The following is an 18,347-nucleotide window of genomic DNA, read 5'->3' as shown; positions in this document are numbered from 1 at the left end:
TGGGCGTGCATGCGTTCCGGAGAAGAATTTAATACGGCCAAGCTTTTTAGCGAAAAACATCTCGCGAAAGCTTGACCGTGAACAGAGTATCTACAGGTTTTGTAGGCGGGAGGCTTGCCCGCGAAGACGATCTAACCGACGCGACACCTCTCAATGCTTTGCTGCGATCTCTTCGAGATGATCCTCGACCTCTTGAGGCTTGAGCACCAGTACATCGCTTTCCACCGCATCCAGCACCACTTCCGCGGTATTGCCGATCAGCGTCCCCGATAACCCGGTACGCGCCACCGTGCCAATCACCGTCACGGCCGCCTGCAGCTTGTGCACCATGAACGGAATCAACACATCCGCCGGCCCTTCGGCAATGTGCAGGTGATCGTTGTCGATGTCGAACTCCGCCTGGAACGCCCTGCATTGCTCGCGATAGCGCGCCTCGATGGTTTCGCTGAGCTGCAACGTCGGATCGGACGCCGACAGCATCGGCGAGGGATGGGCGCTGATGACGTGCAGATGCGCTTTGGCCAGGCTGGCGATGTCATAGCCGTAATCGATGATGGTGTTGTGCAGGTGACGGTGTTCGGGGTCGGTGTTGCCGACGTCGACGGCCGCCAGAATCACCTTGTCCTTCCACGAGCCTGAAGTCTTCACCAGCAGCACCGGAGTAGGGCAGTGGCGCAGCAATTTCCAGTCTGCGGGGGTCAGCAGCGCCTTTTTCAGTGCGCTGTCAGGGAAATGCTGCTTGATCACCAGGCCACAACCTTCGGCCTGCTGCACATCGACGATGGTTTCGTGCAGGCTCTGATTCCAGGCCTGTTCGGTGGTGACGCTGTAGCCGTCCTCCAGCAATGCGGCCTTGAGCACACCCAACATGCCGCTGTGATCATGCTTGGGGTCGCACACCAACAAGTGCAAATGCGCCTGCGTTACCCCGGCAATCAACTTGGCTCGTTTGAGCGCCAGGCTTTCCGAGTGTTCGGGCTCGATGACCACCAGAATGCTGCGAATGGCTTGCATGATCGGGATCTCCTGAAAATGAATAAGCATGGCGTTGCTCAACTATAGTTGCTGCCCGGCATTCAGCGACTTGATGCATATCAACGGTCGGTGTCTGGTGGTCTGCCGACAGGCCGGTATAATCGGCGCCCTTCGTTTTGAACCTTTTATCCCGTGGGCCACATGATCCTTCCCGAAATTCACGAGTTCCTTGGCTGTCGCACCCCTGACGGCTGGGTCCAGGCCGCACTGGCCGATCAGGAAACCTTGCTGATCGATCACAAGAATTGCGAATTCAAGGCTGCCAGCACCGCGCTGAGCCTGATAGCCAAATATCACTCCCACGTCGATCTGATCAACATGATGTCGCGTCTGGCCCGTGAAGAGCTGGTGCATCACGAGCAAGTCATGCGTTTGATGAAAAAGCGCAAGATCGAACTGCGTCAGCTGTCCGCCGGGCGTTACGCGTCGGGCCTGCGCAAAGTAGTGCGCAGTCACGAACCGGTGAAACTGGTCGATACGCTGGTGGTCGGCGCGTTCATCGAAGCCCGCAGTTGCGAGCGTTTCGAGGCATTGGTACCGCATCTGGACGAAGAACTGGGCAAGTTCTATTTCGGCTTGCTCAAAAGCGAAGCCCGGCACTTCCAGGGATATCTGAAACTGGCTTACCAGTACGGGGATGCCAAGGACATTGCCCAGGTGATCGACAGGGTTCGCGCCGCCGAGCAGGCGCTTATCGAGTCGGCGGATGTGGAGTTCCGGTTCCACAGCGGCGTGCCGGTAGCCGCATAATCAAAAGATCGCACCGCTGACACTCAGCCACTCAACCCCAACCGTTCATGCCATTGGGCAATCGACTCTTCGGGATAAACATCAAACTGTTTGTCACCCGGTTCGACCTCTGCCTCGACCCAGGACGCTTTTGAACTGAGCATTAAATGCGTATGCACCGGCGGCACCGGCAGCGGTGTGTCGATGGCTGACGCAAACGGGTGAATCAGTTCCGGCCATTCAGGGCTGAACAGCCACAATCCTGAGCCGCAAACCGAACAAAAATGGCGCTCGGCAGTGCTGCGGTGCGCCCGTTTTTCGCCGTCGCCCTTGAGCAGCGCATGGTAAATCGCGATGTTCTTGCGCCCGCGCACTTTCAGGCTGTTGGCGTCACCGGCGATATTGATCGAATAGCCGCCACCGCCCTGGGTCTTGCGGCAGATCGAACAGTAGCAACGTTGATAAGGGTAAGGGTGGGCGCTGGTCAGGCTGAACGACACCGCACCGCAATGGCAGGAACCTTCGAGTTGCATGGCGACCTCCGGCAGGCCATGGGTTTATCCCTTGAGACTAGACCGGTACCAGAATCGTAGCGCCTGTCGCGAGCAGTTTCTCTAATTGCCCGTCACCCGCCACAAATACCACGCAGCGACCGTCCGATAAGGGCTCCACGCCAGTCCGATCTCGATCATCTGTTTGCGCGTCGGCTGTACGTCCAGACCTTTGAGTCGACGATAACCCTCGCGGACCCCGAAATCGTCAGCCGGCAGGATATCCGGTCGATCCAGGCTGTAAATCAGCAGCATTTCAACGGTCCAGCGACCCACACCACGCAGGGTGATCAGGCGTTCGATCAACGCTTCATCATCCATGGCCAGCGCCGTGGTGTAATCCGGCACCACGCCATCCAGTGCCGCTTGGGCGATGCCCTGGATGGTCGCGATCTTGCTGGCGGAAAAGCCGCAACTGCGCAGTCGATCAAAATCCGTGGCGATCAGTTGTTCGGGCCTTGGGAATGCCTGCCCGGGAAACAACGCCAGCAACCGCCCGACAATCGCATCACCGGCCCTGGCGTGCAGTTGCTGGTAGGCAATCGCCCGCACCAGCGATTCGTAGGGATCACGGGCGGCGTGGGGTTGATGCCGGCACGGGCCGACGGCGGCGACATGGCGCCGCCAGTCGTCGTCGATGGACGCGAGGAACTGCGTGGCGGGCATATAGGGGTCGGGCATCAATCATCCTTGCGTACTGACGAACACGGCTTGCGATCAGAAAGCCAATTGCCGGGTGATCTGGTCGGCGGCGCTTTCGAGTCTGAGCAAAAACGCCTTGCGCGGTTGTCCCCCACCATAGCCGGTCAATGAGCCGTCAGCCCCGATTACCCGATGGCAAGGCACTACAATCGAAAGACGGTTCTGTCCATTGGCCAGGCCGACCGCACGACTGGCGCCGGGCTTGCCCAGCCTGGCCGCGATGGCGCCGTAAGTGGTGGTCTTGCCGTAGGGAATGAGTGCCAGCTCAGCCCAGACCTGCCGACTGAACTCGCTCCCGGGCAGGTGCAGCGCAACGTTGAATTGCGTCAGTTGGCCGGCGAAGTACTGCGCCAGTTCCTGTTCGATCTGCTGCAAATGCCCATTGTGCCCAGGCGCCACGGCGTAGCCATAACGGCGCTGCAATTGCTCGACTTCCCGGGTCAGCGCCGGACGGTCGAGAAACTCCAGCAAAACCAGGCCACGACGTTCGGCCATGGCGATCATCGGCCCCAGCGGGGTCGTCAGACGTGTGAACAACAAGGGCTCGCTGTTGGCGGCGCGTCCCGGGGTGATGTGAAACGACTTTTGAAAGGCATCGCGAAAGCCGCTCAGGGATTCGTAGCCGGAGTCGAACGCCACACTGTCGATGGAATCACCTTGTTTGATTCCGCCCAATGCCATGCCCAGGCGCCGGGTGCGCAACCAGGAGTGGAAGGTCATGCCGAAATGCTGTTTGAACCAGCGACGCAGCTTCAGCGGCTCGATCCCTTCGGCCAGCAGTTGGGCGTCGGTCCAGCGCTGCTCGGGATCGGCGTCCACCGACTTGAGCAGGTTCTGCACCCAGTCCGGCGCTATGGCGGCAGCGTCCAGCGGCTTGCACCGCAGGCAGGCGCGGTAGCCCGCCGACAGACATTCATCGGCGTGGGCGAAAAACTCGACGTTTTCCGGTTTAGGCTTGCGCGCCGTGCAACTGGGGCGACAGAAAATCCCGGTTGTCTTGACTGCAGTAAAGAACACCCCCTCGTAGGCGGTGTCGCGTTCGAGCATGGCGCGGACCATCTCGGCATGGGGCGGAAGTAGCGTGCTTTGTAGGTTCATGAGCCCAGCATAGTGCGCGACATCGACAGCCTCCACCGCAAAATCGACAGAGAATTGCGCGCACACCCGTTCCTCAGGTGCGGCGTGCCAGCAGTAAAACTGAGGCCGCCGCCGACAACAGACCGGCGCAGCAGCGATTGAACATCCGTTTGCCCGACGGTTTGGCAAACCAGCGGCGCATGTGCAGACCCATGTAGGCATAGGCCGCGATAGCAACCCATTCGAGCATCAGGAACAACGCGCCCAGCACGGCAAATTGCGGCGTGATGGCGCGGGTCGAATCGACAAACTGCGGCAGGAATGCCGTGAAGATCAGGATCGCTTTGGGGTTGCCCGCCGCCACCAGGAATTCCTGCCGTGCCAGTGCCAGCATGCCGACCGGCGCACCGGTTACCAGGCTTTCTGCCCCAGGATCTGCTCGCCACAGCTGCCAGGCGAGATAGAACAGATACGCTGCGCCGAGAATCTTGATCCCGTAGAACAACAGCTCGGAGGTTTGCAACACCACCGCCAGGCCCGCCGAGGCGAGGGCAATCATTGCGGCGAATGCCAGCAAGCGCCCGATCCCGGCCAGGCAAGCGGTGCGGTAGCCATAACGGGTCGAATTGCTGACCGACAGCAAGTTGTTCGGGCCGGGCGCCATGTTCAGGGCGAAGCAGGCCGGGAGAAAGAGGCTAAGGGTGGCGAGGTCCATGGGGCAGGTTCCAGTTGCGAGAGCGGTATTTTTATCACAGCTGCCGCAACCTCGGACCCGTACAGTCACCGGCAAATTGGCCGAACATCAGCGGGCGAATTTCTTGGCCCCGGCGACACACAGGATCACCGCGACCGTTACCCCAAGCATGCCGATGCTGACGTGTTCATGCAGCAGGGTTGCCGCCAGCGCCAGGCCAAAGAACGGCTGCAGCAGTTGCAGTTGACCGACAGCGGCAATCCCGCCCTGGGCGAGGCCGCGATACCAGAAAACGAAGCCAATCAGCATGCTGAACAGCGACACGTAAGCCAGGCTGAACCAGGCCGGTGTGCTGATGCCGCTGAACGACGCCGGCATCCGCCACCAGGCCAGTGCCGCCATGACCGGCAGTGCGAGCACCAGCGCCCAGGAAATCACCTGCCAACCACCCAGCGTGCGGGACAGCTTGGCGCCTTCGGCATACCCAAGGCCACAGGCGAGGATCGCCAACAACATCAGGATGTCGCCTTGAGGTGAAGCGCTCAGGCCTTGTGACGCGGCAAAACCAACCACCAGCAGACTGCCGAGCACCGAGAACAACCAGAACACTGGCCGTGGCCGTTCGCCACCGCGCAACACGCCGAACACCGCGGTGGCGAGAGGCAGCAGGCCGACAAACACAATGGAATGTGCCGATGTCACGTATTGCAGTGCCAGCGCGGTCAACAGCGGAAAACCCACCACGACGCCCAGAGCCACGATGATCAGCGGCACCAGCTGATGGCGTGCGGGGCGTTGTTCCTTGAACAACAGCAGCAGGCACAGCGCCAGAAGTGCGGCGAGGGTGGCGCGGGCCACGGTGAGGAACACCGGATCGAATTCCAGCACCGCCACCCGCGTTGCCGGCAGTGAGCCGCTGAAAATCACCACGCCGATCAGGCCATTGATCCAGCCGCTGGCATTGCTGTCCAGCGTACGGTTTTGCAGGTTCGAAGTCCTTTCCATGTTCGCTCTCACTCATTGTTTGATTGCACGAAAGTCATGGTAGGGTTGGCAATCGATACAATCAAAAAATTGTCATGGATACATCGCCTCATGCCGAAATCCCGCTATAAAACCCTGGTTGACAGCTTTGCCGCCGACATTCGCGCGGGGCGTTTGCCGCCGGGTACACGGCTGCCGACCCACCGCCAACTCGCCACCGAGCATGGCCTGGCGCTGGTCACCGCCAGCCGGGTGTATGCCGAGCTTGAAGGCATGGGGCTGGTCAGTGGTGAAACCGGGCGCGGGACCTTTGTCCGGGAGACATCGCTGCCGCCTGGCCAGGGCATTTCGCAATCCGTGGTAGCGGCGGGGATGATCGACCTGAACTTCAACTATCCATCGCTGCCGGGCCAGGCCGACCTGTTGCGCCAGGCGTTGCGTCAACTGGCATTGTCCGGGGACCTGGAGTCGTTGTTGCGTTATCAGCCCCACGCCGGGCGCTTGCACGAGCGGGCCTCGGTTGCACGCCACCTGCGTGAGCGCGGAGTGAACGTACCGGCCGAACAGGTACTGATCGTCAGTGGTGCCCAGCATGGATTGGCCGTGGTGATGATGACGTTGCTCAAACCCGGCGACGTGATTGCCGCTGATGCGTTGACCTATCCCGGGTTCAAGACCTTGGCCGAAACGCTGCACCTGGAGGTTTTGCCCATTCCTGTCACGGACAAAGGGCCGGATCTGTCAGCCCTGGACAAACTGTGCCGCATTCGTCCGGTGCGGGCGGTGTACTCGATGCCAACCTTGCACAATCCGCTGGGTTGGGTGATGGACGCAGAGCAGCGTGAGCGACTTGTAGCGATTGCGCGTCAGCATGACCTGATGATCATCGAGGACGCGGCCTACGCATTTCTCGCCGAGAACCCGCCACCACCGTTGGCTGAAATGGCGCCGGAAAGAACCGCGTACGTTAGCGGTTTATCGAAGAACATTGCCACCGGATTGCGCGTCGGTTTTATCGCAGCCCCCACTCACTGGATCGCGGGATTTGAACGCACCGTGATGGCGACGACCTGGAACACGCCGGGGGTGGTGACGGCTATCGCCACGGCCTGGCTGGATGACGGCACGGTGTACCAACTGGAAGCACAAAAACGTGCGGATGCGCAGGCCCGGCAGGCCATTGCCCGCGAGGTGCTGGCGGGCCTGAGCATGGTCAGCCATCCGTCTTCGTATTTCGTCTGGCTGCCGTTGTCCGAAGACGCCCGGGCCGACCGGATCGCCATGGCGCTGATGCGCGAACAAGTGTCGGTGTCGCCTGCCGAGCCCTTCGCAATCACCCCGCATGTACCTCACGCCATTCGCCTGGCGCTGGGTTCGGTAGACATGGATTCCCTGCGTCAGGCATTGATCAAAGTGAAGAGGGTGGTGGGCTACTTCGCCTGACGGTCGATCTGAGGGCAGTTTTGTTCAATACGCACACCACCGGGCGCTTTACCGTGGCGCCTGGTTCATTTGACTGAAAGTAGGTGTGCGATGAGTTTGATCATGTCCATGGCGGCATTTGCGTTGGCCGCTTCGATCACCCCGGGGCCGGTGAATATCGTGGCCTTGAGTTCCGGGGCGCGCTTCGGTTTCAAGGCCAGCCAACGGCACGTGGCCGGGGCGACCCTGGGATTCGTATTGCTGTTGGTGTTGATGGGGTTGAGCTTGCACCAGTTGCTGCAGCTTTGGCCCGCCATGACCCAAGTGGTGCAGTGGGCCGGTGTGGCATTCCTGTTGTACATGGCCTTCAAACTGGCGGCCGACGATGGGCAGCTGGAGGCGAATGATTCAGGTCGCGCGCCGTCGATGCTCTACGGCGCGGTCATGCAATGGCTCAACCCGAAGGCCTGGCTGGCCTGCGTAGCGGGCATGGGCGCGTTCGTTGCCGATGGCGAGGCGCGGTTGGTGTGGCAATTCGCGGCAATCTATCTGGTGATCTGCTATGTGTCGGTCGGCTGCTGGGCTTATGCCGGGACATTCTTGCGCGGCTATCTGAACAATCCGGCAAACATGCGCTGGTTCAACCGGAGCATGGCGTTGCTGCTGGCGGTGAGTGCGGTGTACCTGCTGCTCCCTTGATCAACCGCGATACTGACCTGGCGTCGCTGCCAGATGCTGCTTGAACGCCCGCTGAAAATGCGCCTGATCGGCAAAACCGGCTTCCAGCGCTACCTCGGCGATCAGCTTGCCGTTACGCAACTGATCGCGGGCGAACTGGATGCGCCGGTTGACCAGGAAAGCATGGGGCGTCATGCCGTAGTGCTGCCTGAACGCGCGGATCAGGTAGGACGGTGACAGCTGCGCCGCTGCGCAAATATCTTCGAGCTTGAGCATTTGCGTGCAATGTTCGCGGATGAATTCGGCGGCGCGTTCCAGTTTGAAATTCGGTTCGCGCAATGGCTGATCGACGGGATTGAGTCGCTGTTGCACATCGCTGAAAAACTCCACCGCAGCACTGTGCTTGCGCAGCACGTCCTGTTGCTGATCGACCAGCACCTCATAAAAGCCCAGCAGACCCGCAAACAGATCGGCGTCAGCGGTATGGGTGATCGCAAAGCGGCGAAACGCCAGGTCATCGCTGAACCCCAACTGATGCTGCAAGTCGGTCAGCCATGCAGTCTCGACATACAGCATCAAGTACGACCAGGGCTCGTCATCGATCGGATTGCAGGCATGCACATCGCCTGGGTTCATCAACACCACGGTACCGGCGTTGACCTCGAGCTGCGAGTGCTCGTGGACATAGGTGCTGCGCCCGGCAGTGATCGCACCGATGGAAAAGTGCTCGTGGGAATGCCGGGTGTAGCAGACCTCGCGTCCGTCGGCGATGGCGCGTGCTTCGATGAAGGGCAGGGCGTCATCACGCCAGAAGCGCGGGGCCTTGTCGGTATCCTTGGGCTTTGAGAGCTTCATGGTCAATCCTTGGCAGGTTCGCCTCGGAGTGTATTAGCTCTCACCGTCAAAGGCTCGTTTCAGCGTGGCGATATCGAGCTTTTTCATCTGCATCATCGCGGCCATGGCCCGTTGGGATTTGTTCGTGTCCGGGTCTTTGAGCATCTCCATCATCGCCACGGGCACGATCTGCCACGACACACCGTACTTGTCTTTGAGCCAACCGCATTGCTGGGCCTCGACCGGTCCACCCGCAGACAGCCGTCCCCAGAAATGGTCGACCTCTTCCTGGGTCTGGCAGTTGACTTGAAAAGAGATCGCCTCGTTGAACTTGAACTCAGGGCCACCGTTGAGTCCGGTGAACGTCTGTCCGTCGAGTTCGAAGCTGACCGTCAGCACGGAGCCTTCGGGGTGACCATGGATTTCTTGTCCGGCCTTGCCGTAGTGCGTGATGGCGGTGATTTTTGAGTGATCGAAGATCGCGCAATAGAACTTCGCAGCCTCTTCAGCCTGGCCGTCGAACCACAGGCACGGCGTGAGTTTTTGTACGTGGAGCATGGCGGGTCTCCTTGGCAGGTTTTTGCATGCTGGACTTTCAGCGTAGCCAGCCGCGGCCTCTAGGGTGGTGCCGTAGATCGACAAGTGTGCAAGCAGATGTTGTTGGATTGAAGTCAATATGACTATTCAATGAGTCGTAAAGACTATTATTGGGCAGAGTCGTTTTGACTCGGATTTGTTAACTGATTGATTATTAACGGCTGAATTTCTGGCACGGGACTTGATACCTCTCCAGTACAACTGAACTGCTACAGGAGTACGGAAAATGTTCCATTTCTTCAGCAATCCTCAGAATGTTCTGCAGCTTTCCAGTCGCGTGCTCGTGACTGGCCTGGCGATGCTAATGGCAGGCATCTACGGCGCTTACCTCTATGAAGGCCATCTGTCGATCCTGGCGCTGGTGTCGCTGCATGCGATGACCATCGTTGGGCCGACGTTGCTGAAAATCGGCTATGTCATGCGCCTGCTGTCCCAGCACCAGTTGTACAGGCCTTTCTCGAAGGTGATGGTTTGATGCGCAAACTGGCGGCTGCGCCGATTTTCAGTCTCGGGTTTCGTCCATTCTTTCTGGCGGGCGCGGCGTTCGCTGCGTTGGCGGTGGCGATCTGGGCCTTGTGGTTGTACGGTCGCTTGCCTGGCGCGCAACCGGTGGGCGGCATGCTTGCCTGGCATCGGCATGAAATGCCGTTCGGGTTCGCCGTGGCGATCATCGCCGGCTTCTTGCTGACAGCCGTACCGAACTGGACAGGTCGGCCGGGGCTCAACGGGTGGCCATTGATCGCACTGATGCTGGTGTGGCTGCTGGCGCGTCTTGCCTGGGTCCTGCCGGTGTCGCCTGCTGTGTTGCTGTTGTCGCAGCTTCCGTTTTTGCCCTTGTTGGCCTGGGTGCTGGGCCGTGATCTGGTGGCTGCCGGCAAGCGCGACAATTATCCGGTTTTGTTGATGGTGACGTTGCTGGCCGGGTGTCAGGCCATGACACTTTGGGGCCTCTGGATCGAAGAGCTCGATCTGCAGCGGCGTGGAGTGCTGGCGGCGTTGTGGCTGATCGGTTCGTTGATGAGTGTGATTGGCGGTCGAGTCATCCCGTTCTTCATTCAGCGTGGATTGAATCGGCCGGCTTTACCGGCAGCCAATCCATGGCCGACCCGGGTCTTGTTGGTGAGTGGTTTGCTGGTCACGCTGACATTCCTGGTGGGTTTGCAGGACGTGCCCAGGCTGTGGCTGGCGGCGGTGTTTGCGCTGATGGGGTTATTGCATTCGTTTCGTCTGTGGCGCTGGCATGATCGAGGCCTGTGGCGGGTACCGCTGTTGTGGTCGTTGTATCTGTCTTACGTCTGGTTGGTGGTAGCGGTTTTTGCCATGGTGCTGTGGCACCTCGGGTTGATGGCGCAACAGAGTCTGGCCACTCATTCGCTGGCGGTCGGTGGTGCGGGTGGGTTGATTTTGGCAATGATTGCCCGGGTCAGTCTGGGGCATACCGGGCGCGCGTTGCAGCCTTCCAGGTTTGTGGTGATGGGGTTTGTGCTGATTCTGCTGGCGGGTTTGTCGCGGGTAGTGCTGGTGCCGTTTTCCGGGTTGGGACTCGGGCTTTCGGCGTTGTTGTGGTGTATGGCGTTTGCGGTGTTTTTGTTGCGTTATACCGGGGTTTTGATGGGGCCAAGGGTTTAGAGCTTGCGAAAATTGAGTCGGTTGACCCACCGCATGCTCGCGAAAAACGTCCGGCCAACGCGATCATTCAGACAGTGCGCGTCATCGTTAACGTCCATCGCGGGCAAGCCCGCTCCCACAGGGACCTCTAGCGCCTCAATCCCGTGTATGACCGGGATCACTGTGGGAGCTGGCTTGCCAGCGATGGCGGCCTACAGGCACCACAAAACTCACCATCGGTGACCGGTGGTCGATACACCCCGGCCATCAAGTCATTTTGCGCTTAGCTGTAGGGATAACCCGAGGCGGCGCACAGGGATCAGATCACCGCAGCGACGCCCCTTCAGAACACCGTGAGTCTGAGGACCTTCGCAAATGCTGACCCTGAATATCAATGGCAAGGACCAGGAACTGGATGTCCCCGCGGATATGCCGCTGCTCTGGGTCTTGCGTGATGTTGCTCACCTGACCGGAACCAAGTTTGGCTGCGGCATGGCCCAGTGCGGTGCCTGCACCGTGCACGTCGACGGCACGCCGCTGCGTTCCTGCATCACGCCGGCCACCGCAGTGGCTCACGGGCAAAAAATCCTCACGATCGAAGGGCTCTCCCTCGACGGTTCGCACCCGGTGCAACAAGCCTGGGCCGAACTCGATGTGGTGCAGTGCGGTTACTGCCAGTCAGGGCAGATCATGTCGGCCGCGGCGTTGTTGGCGAAGATCCCGAAGCCGACCGATAGCGACATTGATCAGGCGTTGTCGGGCAATATCTGCCGCTGCGGCACTTACCCGCGGATCCGCGCCGCAGTCAAACGCGCTGCCGAGTTGGGGTGAGGTGATTATGGACAGTCTCAATCGGCTTTCACGTCGCGGTTTTCTCAAGGGCACTGCCGTGCTGGGTGGGGGGCTGGTGGTGGCGTTCGTCATCCCCGGTGCCCACCGTTTTGCCGGGGCGGCGGAGAATCAGGGCAATGTGTTCGCGCCTAATGCATTCCTGCGGATCGGCAATGACAACAGCGTTACTGTACTGCTCGGCCATTCGGAAATGGGTCAGGGGATCTGGACCGGCCTGACCATGTTGATCGCCGAAGAGCTGGACGCCGACTGGTCGAAAATCAAGGTCGAGCATTCGCCAGCCTCGGCTGTTGATTACGGCATGGCCGGGTTCGGCGGGATGCAGATCACCGGCGGTTCCACCTCGACCTGGATGGAATTCGACCGGTATCGCCAGGCCGGCGCGGCGGCGCGGTTGATGCTGATCGAGGCCGCGGCCAAGCGTTTCAATGTGCCGCCTTCGCAGATTCGTACCGAATCCGGCGTGGTCATTGCCGGCGACCAGCGCGCCACGTACGGCGAGTTGGCGGATGATGCCGGCAAGTTGCCTGTGCCGGACCCGGCGTCGATCAAGCTCAAGGAAGCCAAGGACTGGAAGTTGATTGGCAAACCCACCAAACGCCTGGACACCCCGGAAAAAATCACCGGTCGGGCGAAGTTCGGCATGGACGTGCAGTTCGACGGTTTGCTGACTGCCATGGTCGCCCGATCGCCGGTGTTCGGTGGCAAAGTCAAATCCTTCGAAGGTGCCGAGGCGTTGGCGATACCGGGCGTGCACAAAGTGGTGCAGGTGCCGACGGGCGTGGCGGTGATTGCCGATCATTACTGGGCGGCGAAGCTCGGTCGCGATGCCCTGCACGTCGATTGGGACCTGGGGCCGAATGCCGGTCTCGACAGTCAGAAGCTGCTGGAAAACTTTCGCAAACTCGCCGCCACCCCAGGCTTGCCCGCCAGCAAGGCAGGGGATGCCCAGGCAGCGTTGGCCAAGGCTGCAAAGAAGCTTGAGGTCGAGTACAGCGTGCCTTACCTGGCCCACGCGCCGATGGAACCGCTCAACTGCACCGTAAAGATCACCCAGGATAAATGCGAGATCTGGACGGGCACGCAATTCCAGACCCTGGACCAGATGATCGCCGGGAAAATCACCGGTCTTAAACCCGAGCAAGTCGAGATCCACACCGAATTCCTTGGAGGCGGTTTCGGCCGACGGGCCAACCCGACCTCGGATTTTGTCGCCGAAGCGGTGCACGTGGCGAAAGCGGCGGGTGGACCGGTCAAAACCGTGTGGGCGCGGGAGGACGATATCCGTGGCGGTTATTACCGCTCGGCGTTCCTGCACCAGGCGCAGGTTGGCCTGGGTGCGGATGGGCTGCCGGTGGCGTGGAAGCACGTATTGGTCGGGCAGTCGATCATGGCCGGCACTTCGCTCGAAGCGAGCATGGTCAAGGATGGCATCGACAAAACCTCGGTCGAAGGCGTGGCGGACAGTCCTTACCTCGCGGGAATGGCCGATCATCAGGTGGATCTTCATTCGCCGCAAACCGGCATCAGCGTGTTGTGGTTGCGTTCGGTGGGGCACACGCATACGGCTTTCGTCATGGAATCATTGATCGATGAATTGGCCGATGCGGCGGGCAAGGACCCGGTGGAATATCGACGGACACTGCTCAAGGAGCACCCGCGTCATTTGGGTGTCTTGAACCTGGCCGTGGAAAAGACCAACTGGAAAGCACCACTGCCGGACGGTCATGCCCTGGGCGTGGCGGTGCATGAATCCTTCGGCAGTTACGTGGCGCAGGTCGCCGAGGTGTCCCAGGACAACCTGGCAATCCGCGTGCATCGCGTGGTATGCGCAGTGGATTGCGGGATCGCGGTCAACCCGCAAAGTATCACCGCACAGATGGAGTCAGGCATTGCCTTTGGCCTGGGTTTCACCCTGCACAGCCATCTGACGTTCAATGAGGGTCAGGTGGTGCAGTCCAATTTCCATGATTATCAAGTGCTGCGGCTCAACGAGATGCCGATAGTGGAAGTGCACATCGTGCCCAGCAGCGACAAGCCTGGAGGGATCGGCGAAGTCGGCGTACCGCCTACCGCACCGGCAGTGGCCAATGCGGTTTTTGCCTTGACCGGGCAACGCCTGCGGGAATTGCCGCTGCAACTGTCGGGGGTGTGAGATGAAACGACACCATTGGTTGCTCGGCTCGGTGTTGTTGCTGGGTCTTTTTGTTTATGCGACGGAGCTATTTGCCGAGGACAAGGCGGCATTGAAAGCCTTCGACACCGTGCAACAAGTCTTCCAGAGCCCACGTTGCCAGAACTGCCACATTTCCGGCGATGCGCCGTTGCAATTCGATGCCGGAACACCCCACGCGATGAATGTGGTGCGAGGCCTGGACGGCAAGGGGGCGGCCGGGTTGCCTTGCGCCAGCTGCCATGCCGAAGCCAATCCCCCGGCCAGTTACGGTCCCAACGCACCACCGGGAGCGCCGCACTGGAGCCTGCCGCCAGCGGCGCACAAGATGGCCTGGATCGGCCTGCCACCTGACAAGCTGTGCGCCATGATCAAAGACCGCGGGAGCAATGGCGACCGTGATTTCGCCGCGCTGCTCAAACATGTCAGCGAAGACAAGCTGGTGCTATGGGGCTGGAATCCTGGCGGCAATCGCGCCCCGGTGCCGGTAGCGCACGATGTTTTCGTCGCGCAATTCAAGCTCTGGACGGAGGCCGGTGGGCCGTGTCCGGTGACGGGTAGCTGACCAACGGCTTTTAAACAGGGAGTCAAACCCGATATCCAGGGCTCTAAAGAACATACCCGCCAATGGAGTATGTGATGCTGATTTCAGGCAAGCCACACAAGAAAAGCGTCTGCGCAGACCCTCTGCGCACGCCCGCACAGGAGCGCGAAATGTTGCGCGACCTGGCCCGCAAGGCTGAACAGGAGCTGACGGGCGTGCAGATGGCTAGCATGGATGAGCTGACGCTGTTGTCTAATCGCCATGGCTTTTTGGCCTTGGCCCAAATGGGGCTGGATGCCTGCGCTCAACTGGAACGGCCAGCGACGCTGCTGTTCTTCAACCTCGATGATTTCAAGCGTATCAACTACCTGTTCGGGCATGCCGAGGGCGACGATGCCTTGAAAACCTTTGCCGATGTGTTGCGCATCGGCTTCAGGGAAAACGATGTGATCGGCCGACTGGAAGGCGCAACCTTTGTCGCGTTGTTGACCGGTTCCGGCAGCGTGGATCCCGCGGCGATCAAGGCGCGGCTTGAGGAAATGCTCGATGAGCGCAACGCCACGGTGCATCGTGGCTATGACATCAGGTTCAGCATCGGACAGATCGAATTCGACCCCACCGTGCATGGCTCGGTGGAAGAGCTTTTGGCTGAGGCGCAAGCGGTATTGGGCCGCTAGTTTTGTGCTGAATTGGCTGGCCTCATCGCGAGCAGGCTCGCTCCCACAGTTTGATCAGCGGTGTTCACAAATCCCCTGTGGGAGCGAGCCTGCTCGCGATGAGGCCTTTACAGTCAGCGCTTATTTGGCAAATAACTGCCCGATATCCTTGAACGCCTTGAATTCCAGCGCATTCCCGCATGGATCGAACAAAAACATCGTCGCCTGTTCACCCACCAACCCTTGAAAGCGAATCCCCGGCTCAATCACGAATCGCGTACCCAGGGACTGCAAACGCTCAGCCAGCGCCTCCCATTCCGCCATCCCCAGCACCACACCGAAATGCGGCACCGGTACGTCATGCCCGTCAACGGCATTGGTATGAGCGGCTTCTTGTGAGGCATTTTTCGGTGCCAGGTGTATCACCAGTTGGTGGCCGAAAAAGTTGAAATCGACCCAATGATCGCTGGAGCGACCTTCTTCCAGGCCAAATACCGCACCATAAAAGTGCCGCGCGGCGGCCAAGTCGTAAACGGGGATGGCCAAGTGAAAGGGGGATAGTTGCATCGGGCTAGTCTCGGTCATGGGAAGTTGAGTTGAGTTTAGCCATGTGTATATCGATTAAAAGACGATAGTTGTTGCGACGAGCTCTTCAGGCAAGGCGCGTTATCGTTGACGTCCATCGCGAGCAGGCTCGCTCCTACAGGGGGTTGCGTTGTTTCCTGAACATCCCAGCCAATAAAAAACCCGCCGAAACAGGCGGGTTTTTTGGGGCTAAGCGAAGATCACTCTTCGATGTTGCCCATCGCGGTGGTGTTGAAGCCGCCGTCGACGTACATGATTTCACCGCTGATGCCCGACGCCAGGTCGGAGCACAGGAAGGCGCCGGCGTTGCCGACTTCTTCGATGGTGACGTTGCGACGCAGCGGGGTTTGCGCTTCGTTGGCAGCCAGCATCTTGCGGAAGTTCTTGATGCCGGAAGCGGCGAGGGTGCGGATCGGGCCAGCCGATACGCAGTTGACGCGGGTGCCGTCCGGGCCCAGGGAACCGGCCAGGTAACGCACACCAGCTTCCAGGGAAGCCTTGGCCATGCCCATCACGTTGTAGTTCGGCATGGTGCGCTCGGCACCCAGGTACGACAGGGTCAACAGGCTGCCGTTGCGGCCTTTCATCATTTCGCGACCGGCCTTGGCCAGGGCTACGAAGCTGTAGGCGCTGATGTCGTGAGCGATGCGGAAACCTTCACGGGTGGTGGCTTCGGTGAAGTCGCCGTCCAGTTGGTCGCCCGGGGCAAAGCCGACAGAGTGCACGATGCAGTCCAGGCCGTCCCACTTCTTGCTCAGCTCTTCGAAGACCTTGGCGATTTCGGCATCGCTGGCCACGTCGCACGGGAAGCACAGCTCCGGGCTCGAACCCCAGCCTTGTGCGAACTCTTCGACACGACCCTTGAGTTTGTCGTTCTGATAAGTGAAGGCAAGCTCAGCGCCCTCGCGATGCATGGCGGCAGCGATGCCGGATGCGATGGACAGCTTGCTGGCGACACCGACGATCAGTACGCGCTTACCGGCGAGAAAACCCATGTGTTGCTCCTCTTTTCAGGTTATTGCGCAGTGGCTGGTGCCAAAAAAGCGGCTTCCAGCAACTGCTGTGTATACGGATGTTGGGGGGCGGCAAAAATGCTTTGCGCGTCTCCCTGTTCGACCACTTGGCCATGCTTGACCACCATCAGTTGGTGGCTCAGCGCTTTGACGACAGCCAGGTCATGGCTGATAAACAGATACGTCAGGTTGTACTTGCTTTGCAGTGAGCGCAAAAGCTCCACCACTTGGCGCTGTACGGTGCGGTCGAGGGCCGAAGTCGGCTCGTCCAGCAAAATCAACGCCGGTTTTAGCACCAATGCCCGGGCAATGGCGATTCTCTGCCGTTGCCCACCGGAAAATTCGTGGGGGTAGCGGTTCCGGGTTTCCGGATCCAGGCCTACCTCCTTGAGTGCCGCAATAATCGCTTGTTCCTGTTCGGCTTCGGTGCCGATCTTGTGGATCCGCAAGCCTTCGCCAACGATCTGGCTCACGCACATCCGTGGGCTCAGGCTACCAAACGGGTCCTGGAACACCACCTGCATCTCTCGACGCAGCGGCCTGACTTGTTGCTGCGTCAGGCAGTCTAGCTGTTTGCCTTCAAAACGGATCGCGCCTGTACTGCCGATCAACCGCAAAATCGCCAGCCCCAACGTCGACTTGCCGGACCCGCTTTCCCCCACAATCCCCAGGGTCTGGCCCTGGGGCAGGCTGAAATTGATCCCGTCCACCGCTTTTACGTAATCCACCGTGCGCTTGAGCAGGCCTTTCTTGATCGGGAACCAGACCTTCAAGTCCTCGACCGTGAGCATCGGCGGGCCTATTTCATTGGTTGCCGGCGTCCCGCTCGGCTCCGCTGCCAGCAAAATCCGAGTGTACGGATGCTGCGGCGCGCGGAACAACTCTTCGCACGATGCCTGTTCGACGATGCAACCGCGCTGCATGACACATACGCGGTGCGCAATTCTTTTCACAAGGTTCAAATCATGGCTGATCAGCAGCAATGCCATGCCCAGGCGTGCCTGCAATTCCTTGAGCAACTCGAGGATTTTCAGCTGAACGGTCACGTCCAGCGCGGTAGTCGGTTCGTCGGCGATCAGTAGCTCCGGCTCGTTGGCCAGCGCCATGGCGATCATCACTCGCTGCCTTTGGCCACCGGACAACTCATGGGGCAGGGCTTTGAGGCGCTTGTGCGGCTCGGGAATGCCAACCATCTCCAGCAACTCCAGGGTACGCCGGGTCGCGATCTTGCCGGTCAGGCCCTTGTGGATGCCCAGCACCTCGTTGATCTGCTTCTCGATCGAGTGCAGCGGGTTGAGCGAGGTCATCGGCTCCTGGAAGATCATTGCGATACGGTTGCCGCGGATGTGGCGAATGGTTTTTTCCTTCAGGTCCAGCAAGTTCTGGCCGGCATACTCGATGGTGCCGGATGGATGCCGGGCGAGCGGGTAGGGCAGCAGGCGCAGGATCGAGTGCGCAGTCACTGACTTGCCGGAGCCGCTTTCACCGACCAAAGCCAGGGTTTCGCCACGCTTGATGTCGAAACTGACGCCTTCAACCACACGCTGACTGTTGTCACCGACAACGAATTCGACGGCGAGGTCGCGCACTTCGATCAGATTGTCCTGATTCAT

Annotated in this window: 20 protein-coding genes; 9 read left to right on the top strand and 11 right to left on the bottom strand. The window is 59.9% G+C overall.

Annotated features, from left to right (window positions below):
- Positions 1 to 150: 150 nt before the first annotated feature.
- Complete coding sequence (locus ASD60_RS19565; protein WP_056855581.1) at positions 151 to 1,014, bottom strand: universal stress protein; 864 nt, start codon at positions 1,012 to 1,014, stop codon at positions 151 to 153.
- A gap of 162 nt (positions 1,015 to 1,176) precedes the next feature.
- On the opposite strand from ASD60_RS19565, the gene ASD60_RS19560 reads away from it, so the two are divergent.
- Positions 1,177 to 1,785, top strand: coding sequence for a tRNA-(ms[2]io[6]A)-hydroxylase (locus tag ASD60_RS19560; protein ID WP_056855580.1), 609 nt, complete (start codon positions 1,177 to 1,179; stop codon positions 1,783 to 1,785).
- Between the two features lie 23 nt (positions 1,786 to 1,808).
- Here the strand turns inward: ASD60_RS19560 and ASD60_RS19555 are convergent, their stop codons facing one another.
- From ASD60_RS19555 to ASD60_RS19535, 5 genes are all read right to left on the bottom strand, one after another.
- On the bottom strand, positions 1,809 to 2,297 hold the full coding sequence (locus ASD60_RS19555; RefSeq protein ID WP_056855579.1) for a GFA family protein: 489 nt from the start codon (positions 2,295 to 2,297) through the stop codon (positions 1,809 to 1,811).
- A gap of 81 nt (positions 2,298 to 2,378) precedes the next feature.
- Positions 2,379 to 2,996 (bottom strand): DNA-3-methyladenine glycosylase family protein, encoded by a 618-nt coding sequence (locus ASD60_RS19550; protein WP_056855578.1) that lies wholly within the window; start codon positions 2,994 to 2,996, stop codon positions 2,379 to 2,381.
- Between the two features lie 36 nt (positions 2,997 to 3,032).
- Positions 3,033 to 4,115 (bottom strand): bifunctional transcriptional activator/DNA repair enzyme AdaA, encoded by a 1,083-nt coding sequence (locus tag ASD60_RS19545; protein ID WP_056855604.1) that lies wholly within the window; start codon positions 4,113 to 4,115, stop codon positions 3,033 to 3,035.
- Between the two features lie 73 nt (positions 4,116 to 4,188).
- Positions 4,189 to 4,809, bottom strand: coding sequence for a LysE family translocator (locus tag ASD60_RS19540; RefSeq protein WP_056855577.1), 621 nt, complete (start codon positions 4,807 to 4,809; stop codon positions 4,189 to 4,191).
- Between the two features lie 87 nt (positions 4,810 to 4,896).
- Positions 4,897 to 5,793 carry a DMT family transporter gene (locus ASD60_RS19535; protein ID WP_056855576.1) on the bottom strand — a complete coding sequence of 299 codons (897 nt, stop codon included), beginning with the start codon at positions 5,791 to 5,793 and terminating at the stop codon, positions 4,897 to 4,899.
- Positions 5,794 to 5,883: 90 nt separating this feature from the next.
- On the opposite strand from ASD60_RS19535, the gene ASD60_RS19530 reads away from it, so the two are divergent.
- Together ASD60_RS19530 and ASD60_RS19525 are read left to right on the top strand one after the other, a co-directional pair.
- Positions 5,884 to 7,215: an aminotransferase-like domain-containing protein gene (locus tag ASD60_RS19530; RefSeq protein ID WP_056855575.1), complete on the top strand. Its 1,332-nt coding sequence runs from the start codon at positions 5,884 to 5,886 to the stop codon at positions 7,213 to 7,215.
- 90 nt (positions 7,216 to 7,305) lie between these two features.
- The gene (locus ASD60_RS19525; RefSeq protein ID WP_056855574.1) at positions 7,306 to 7,893 is read left to right on the top strand and encodes a LysE family translocator; all 588 of its coding nucleotides are present in this window, start codon (positions 7,306 to 7,308) and stop codon (positions 7,891 to 7,893) included.
- On the opposite strand, the gene ASD60_RS19520 is transcribed toward ASD60_RS19525, so the two are convergent.
- Both ASD60_RS19520 and ASD60_RS19515 read right to left on the bottom strand, forming a co-directional pair.
- Positions 7,894 to 8,727: a helix-turn-helix transcriptional regulator gene (locus ASD60_RS19520; protein WP_056855573.1), complete on the bottom strand. Its 834-nt coding sequence runs from the start codon at positions 8,725 to 8,727 to the stop codon at positions 7,894 to 7,896.
- Positions 8,728 to 8,760: 33 nt separating this feature from the next.
- Positions 8,761 to 9,264, bottom strand: coding sequence for a VOC family protein (locus tag ASD60_RS19515; protein WP_056855572.1), 504 nt, complete (start codon positions 9,262 to 9,264; stop codon positions 8,761 to 8,763).
- A gap of 265 nt (positions 9,265 to 9,529) precedes the next feature.
- On the opposite strand from ASD60_RS19515, the gene ASD60_RS19510 reads away from it, so the two are divergent.
- The 6 genes from ASD60_RS19510 to ASD60_RS19485 all read left to right on the top strand — a co-directional run bounded on the left by ASD60_RS19510 (position 9,530) and on the right by ASD60_RS19485 (position 15,157).
- Positions 9,530 to 9,778: a hypothetical protein gene (locus ASD60_RS19510; protein ID WP_056855571.1), complete on the top strand. Its 249-nt coding sequence runs from the start codon at positions 9,530 to 9,532 to the stop codon at positions 9,776 to 9,778.
- Positions 9,778 to 10,932, top strand: coding sequence for an NnrS family protein (locus tag ASD60_RS19505; RefSeq protein ID WP_056855570.1), 1,155 nt, complete (start codon positions 9,778 to 9,780; stop codon positions 10,930 to 10,932). The genes ASD60_RS19510 and ASD60_RS19505 overlap by 1 nt, the downstream gene beginning before the upstream one ends.
- A gap of 354 nt (positions 10,933 to 11,286) precedes the next feature.
- Positions 11,287 to 11,742, top strand: coding sequence for a (2Fe-2S)-binding protein (locus ASD60_RS19500; RefSeq protein ID WP_056855569.1), 456 nt, complete (start codon positions 11,287 to 11,289; stop codon positions 11,740 to 11,742).
- Between the two features lie 7 nt (positions 11,743 to 11,749).
- On the top strand, positions 11,750 to 13,918 hold the full coding sequence (locus ASD60_RS19495; protein WP_056855568.1) for a xanthine dehydrogenase family protein molybdopterin-binding subunit: 2,169 nt from the start codon (positions 11,750 to 11,752) through the stop codon (positions 13,916 to 13,918).
- 1 nt (position 13,919) lies between these two features.
- Positions 13,920 to 14,501 (top strand): hypothetical protein, encoded by a 582-nt coding sequence (locus ASD60_RS19490; protein ID WP_056855567.1) that lies wholly within the window; start codon positions 13,920 to 13,922, stop codon positions 14,499 to 14,501.
- 74 nt (positions 14,502 to 14,575) lie between these two features.
- The gene (locus ASD60_RS19485) at positions 14,576 to 15,157 is read left to right on the top strand and encodes a GGDEF domain-containing protein (RefSeq protein WP_056855566.1); all 582 of its coding nucleotides are present in this window, start codon (positions 14,576 to 14,578) and stop codon (positions 15,155 to 15,157) included.
- A 120-nt stretch (positions 15,158 to 15,277) separates the two neighbouring features.
- Here the strand turns inward: ASD60_RS19485 and ASD60_RS19480 are convergent, their stop codons facing one another.
- The 3 genes from ASD60_RS19480 to ASD60_RS19470 all read right to left on the bottom strand — a co-directional run bounded on the left by ASD60_RS19480 (position 15,278) and on the right by ASD60_RS19470 (position 18,347).
- Entirely contained in the window at positions 15,278 to 15,703 is a 426-nt protein-coding gene (locus ASD60_RS19480) for a VOC family protein (RefSeq protein WP_056855565.1), read from the bottom strand.
- 218 nt (positions 15,704 to 15,921) lie between these two features.
- The gene (gene fabI, locus ASD60_RS19475; RefSeq protein WP_007937760.1) at positions 15,922 to 16,716 is read right to left on the bottom strand and encodes an enoyl-ACP reductase FabI; all 795 of its coding nucleotides are present in this window, start codon (positions 16,714 to 16,716) and stop codon (positions 15,922 to 15,924) included.
- 20 nt (positions 16,717 to 16,736) lie between these two features.
- A complete protein-coding gene (locus tag ASD60_RS19470) occupies positions 16,737 to 18,347 on the bottom strand; it encodes an ABC transporter ATP-binding protein (RefSeq protein ID WP_056855564.1) in 1,611 nt (536 codons plus the stop codon).

It is taken from the genome of Pseudomonas sp. Root562, assembly GCF_001427125.1.
Taxonomy (GTDB): domain Bacteria; phylum Pseudomonadota; class Gammaproteobacteria; order Pseudomonadales; family Pseudomonadaceae; genus Aquipseudomonas.
This window is presented reverse-complemented; position numbering and strand designations above follow the sequence as displayed.

Excerpts from the sequence above, each read along its gene's own strand:
- ASD60_RS19565 (WP_056855581.1), bottom strand. The coding sequence starts at position 1,014 with ATGCAAGCCATTCGCAGCATTCTGGTGGTCATCGAGCCCGAACACTCG.
- ASD60_RS19560 (WP_056855580.1), top strand. The coding sequence starts at position 1,177 with ATGATCCTTCCCGAAATTCACGAGTTCCTTGGCTGTCGCACCCCTGAC.
- ASD60_RS19555 (WP_056855579.1), bottom strand. The coding sequence starts at position 2,297 with ATGCAACTCGAAGGTTCCTGCCATTGCGGTGCGGTGTCGTTCAGCCTG.
- ASD60_RS19550 (WP_056855578.1), bottom strand. The coding sequence starts at position 2,996 with ATGCCCGACCCCTATATGCCCGCCACGCAGTTCCTCGCGTCCATCGAC.
- ASD60_RS19545 (WP_056855604.1), bottom strand. The coding sequence starts at position 4,115 with ATGAACCTACAAAGCACGCTACTTCCGCCCCATGCCGAGATGGTCCGC.
- ASD60_RS19540 (WP_056855577.1), bottom strand. The coding sequence starts at position 4,809 with ATGGACCTCGCCACCCTTAGCCTCTTTCTCCCGGCCTGCTTCGCCCTG.
- ASD60_RS19535 (WP_056855576.1), bottom strand. The coding sequence starts at position 5,793 with ATGGAAAGGACTTCGAACCTGCAAAACCGTACGCTGGACAGCAATGCC.
- ASD60_RS19530 (WP_056855575.1), top strand. The coding sequence starts at position 5,884 with ATGCCGAAATCCCGCTATAAAACCCTGGTTGACAGCTTTGCCGCCGAC.
- ASD60_RS19525 (WP_056855574.1), top strand. The coding sequence starts at position 7,306 with ATGAGTTTGATCATGTCCATGGCGGCATTTGCGTTGGCCGCTTCGATC.
- ASD60_RS19520 (WP_056855573.1), bottom strand. The coding sequence starts at position 8,727 with ATGAAGCTCTCAAAGCCCAAGGATACCGACAAGGCCCCGCGCTTCTGG.
- ASD60_RS19515 (WP_056855572.1), bottom strand. The coding sequence starts at position 9,264 with ATGCTCCACGTACAAAAACTCACGCCGTGCCTGTGGTTCGACGGCCAG.
- ASD60_RS19510 (WP_056855571.1), top strand. The coding sequence starts at position 9,530 with ATGTTCCATTTCTTCAGCAATCCTCAGAATGTTCTGCAGCTTTCCAGT.
- ASD60_RS19505 (WP_056855570.1), top strand. The coding sequence starts at position 9,778 with ATGCGCAAACTGGCGGCTGCGCCGATTTTCAGTCTCGGGTTTCGTCCA.
- ASD60_RS19500 (WP_056855569.1), top strand. The coding sequence starts at position 11,287 with ATGCTGACCCTGAATATCAATGGCAAGGACCAGGAACTGGATGTCCCC.
- ASD60_RS19495 (WP_056855568.1), top strand. The coding sequence starts at position 11,750 with ATGGACAGTCTCAATCGGCTTTCACGTCGCGGTTTTCTCAAGGGCACT.
- ASD60_RS19490 (WP_056855567.1), top strand. The coding sequence starts at position 13,920 with ATGAAACGACACCATTGGTTGCTCGGCTCGGTGTTGTTGCTGGGTCTT.
- ASD60_RS19485 (WP_056855566.1), top strand. The coding sequence starts at position 14,576 with ATGCTGATTTCAGGCAAGCCACACAAGAAAAGCGTCTGCGCAGACCCT.
- ASD60_RS19480 (WP_056855565.1), bottom strand. The coding sequence starts at position 15,703 with ATGCAACTATCCCCCTTTCACTTGGCCATCCCCGTTTACGACTTGGCC.
- fabI (WP_007937760.1), bottom strand. The coding sequence starts at position 16,716 with ATGGGTTTTCTCGCCGGTAAGCGCGTACTGATCGTCGGTGTCGCCAGC.
- ASD60_RS19470 (WP_056855564.1), bottom strand. The coding sequence starts at position 18,347 with ATGAATCAGGACAATCTGATCGAAGTGCGCGACCTCGCCGTCGAATTC.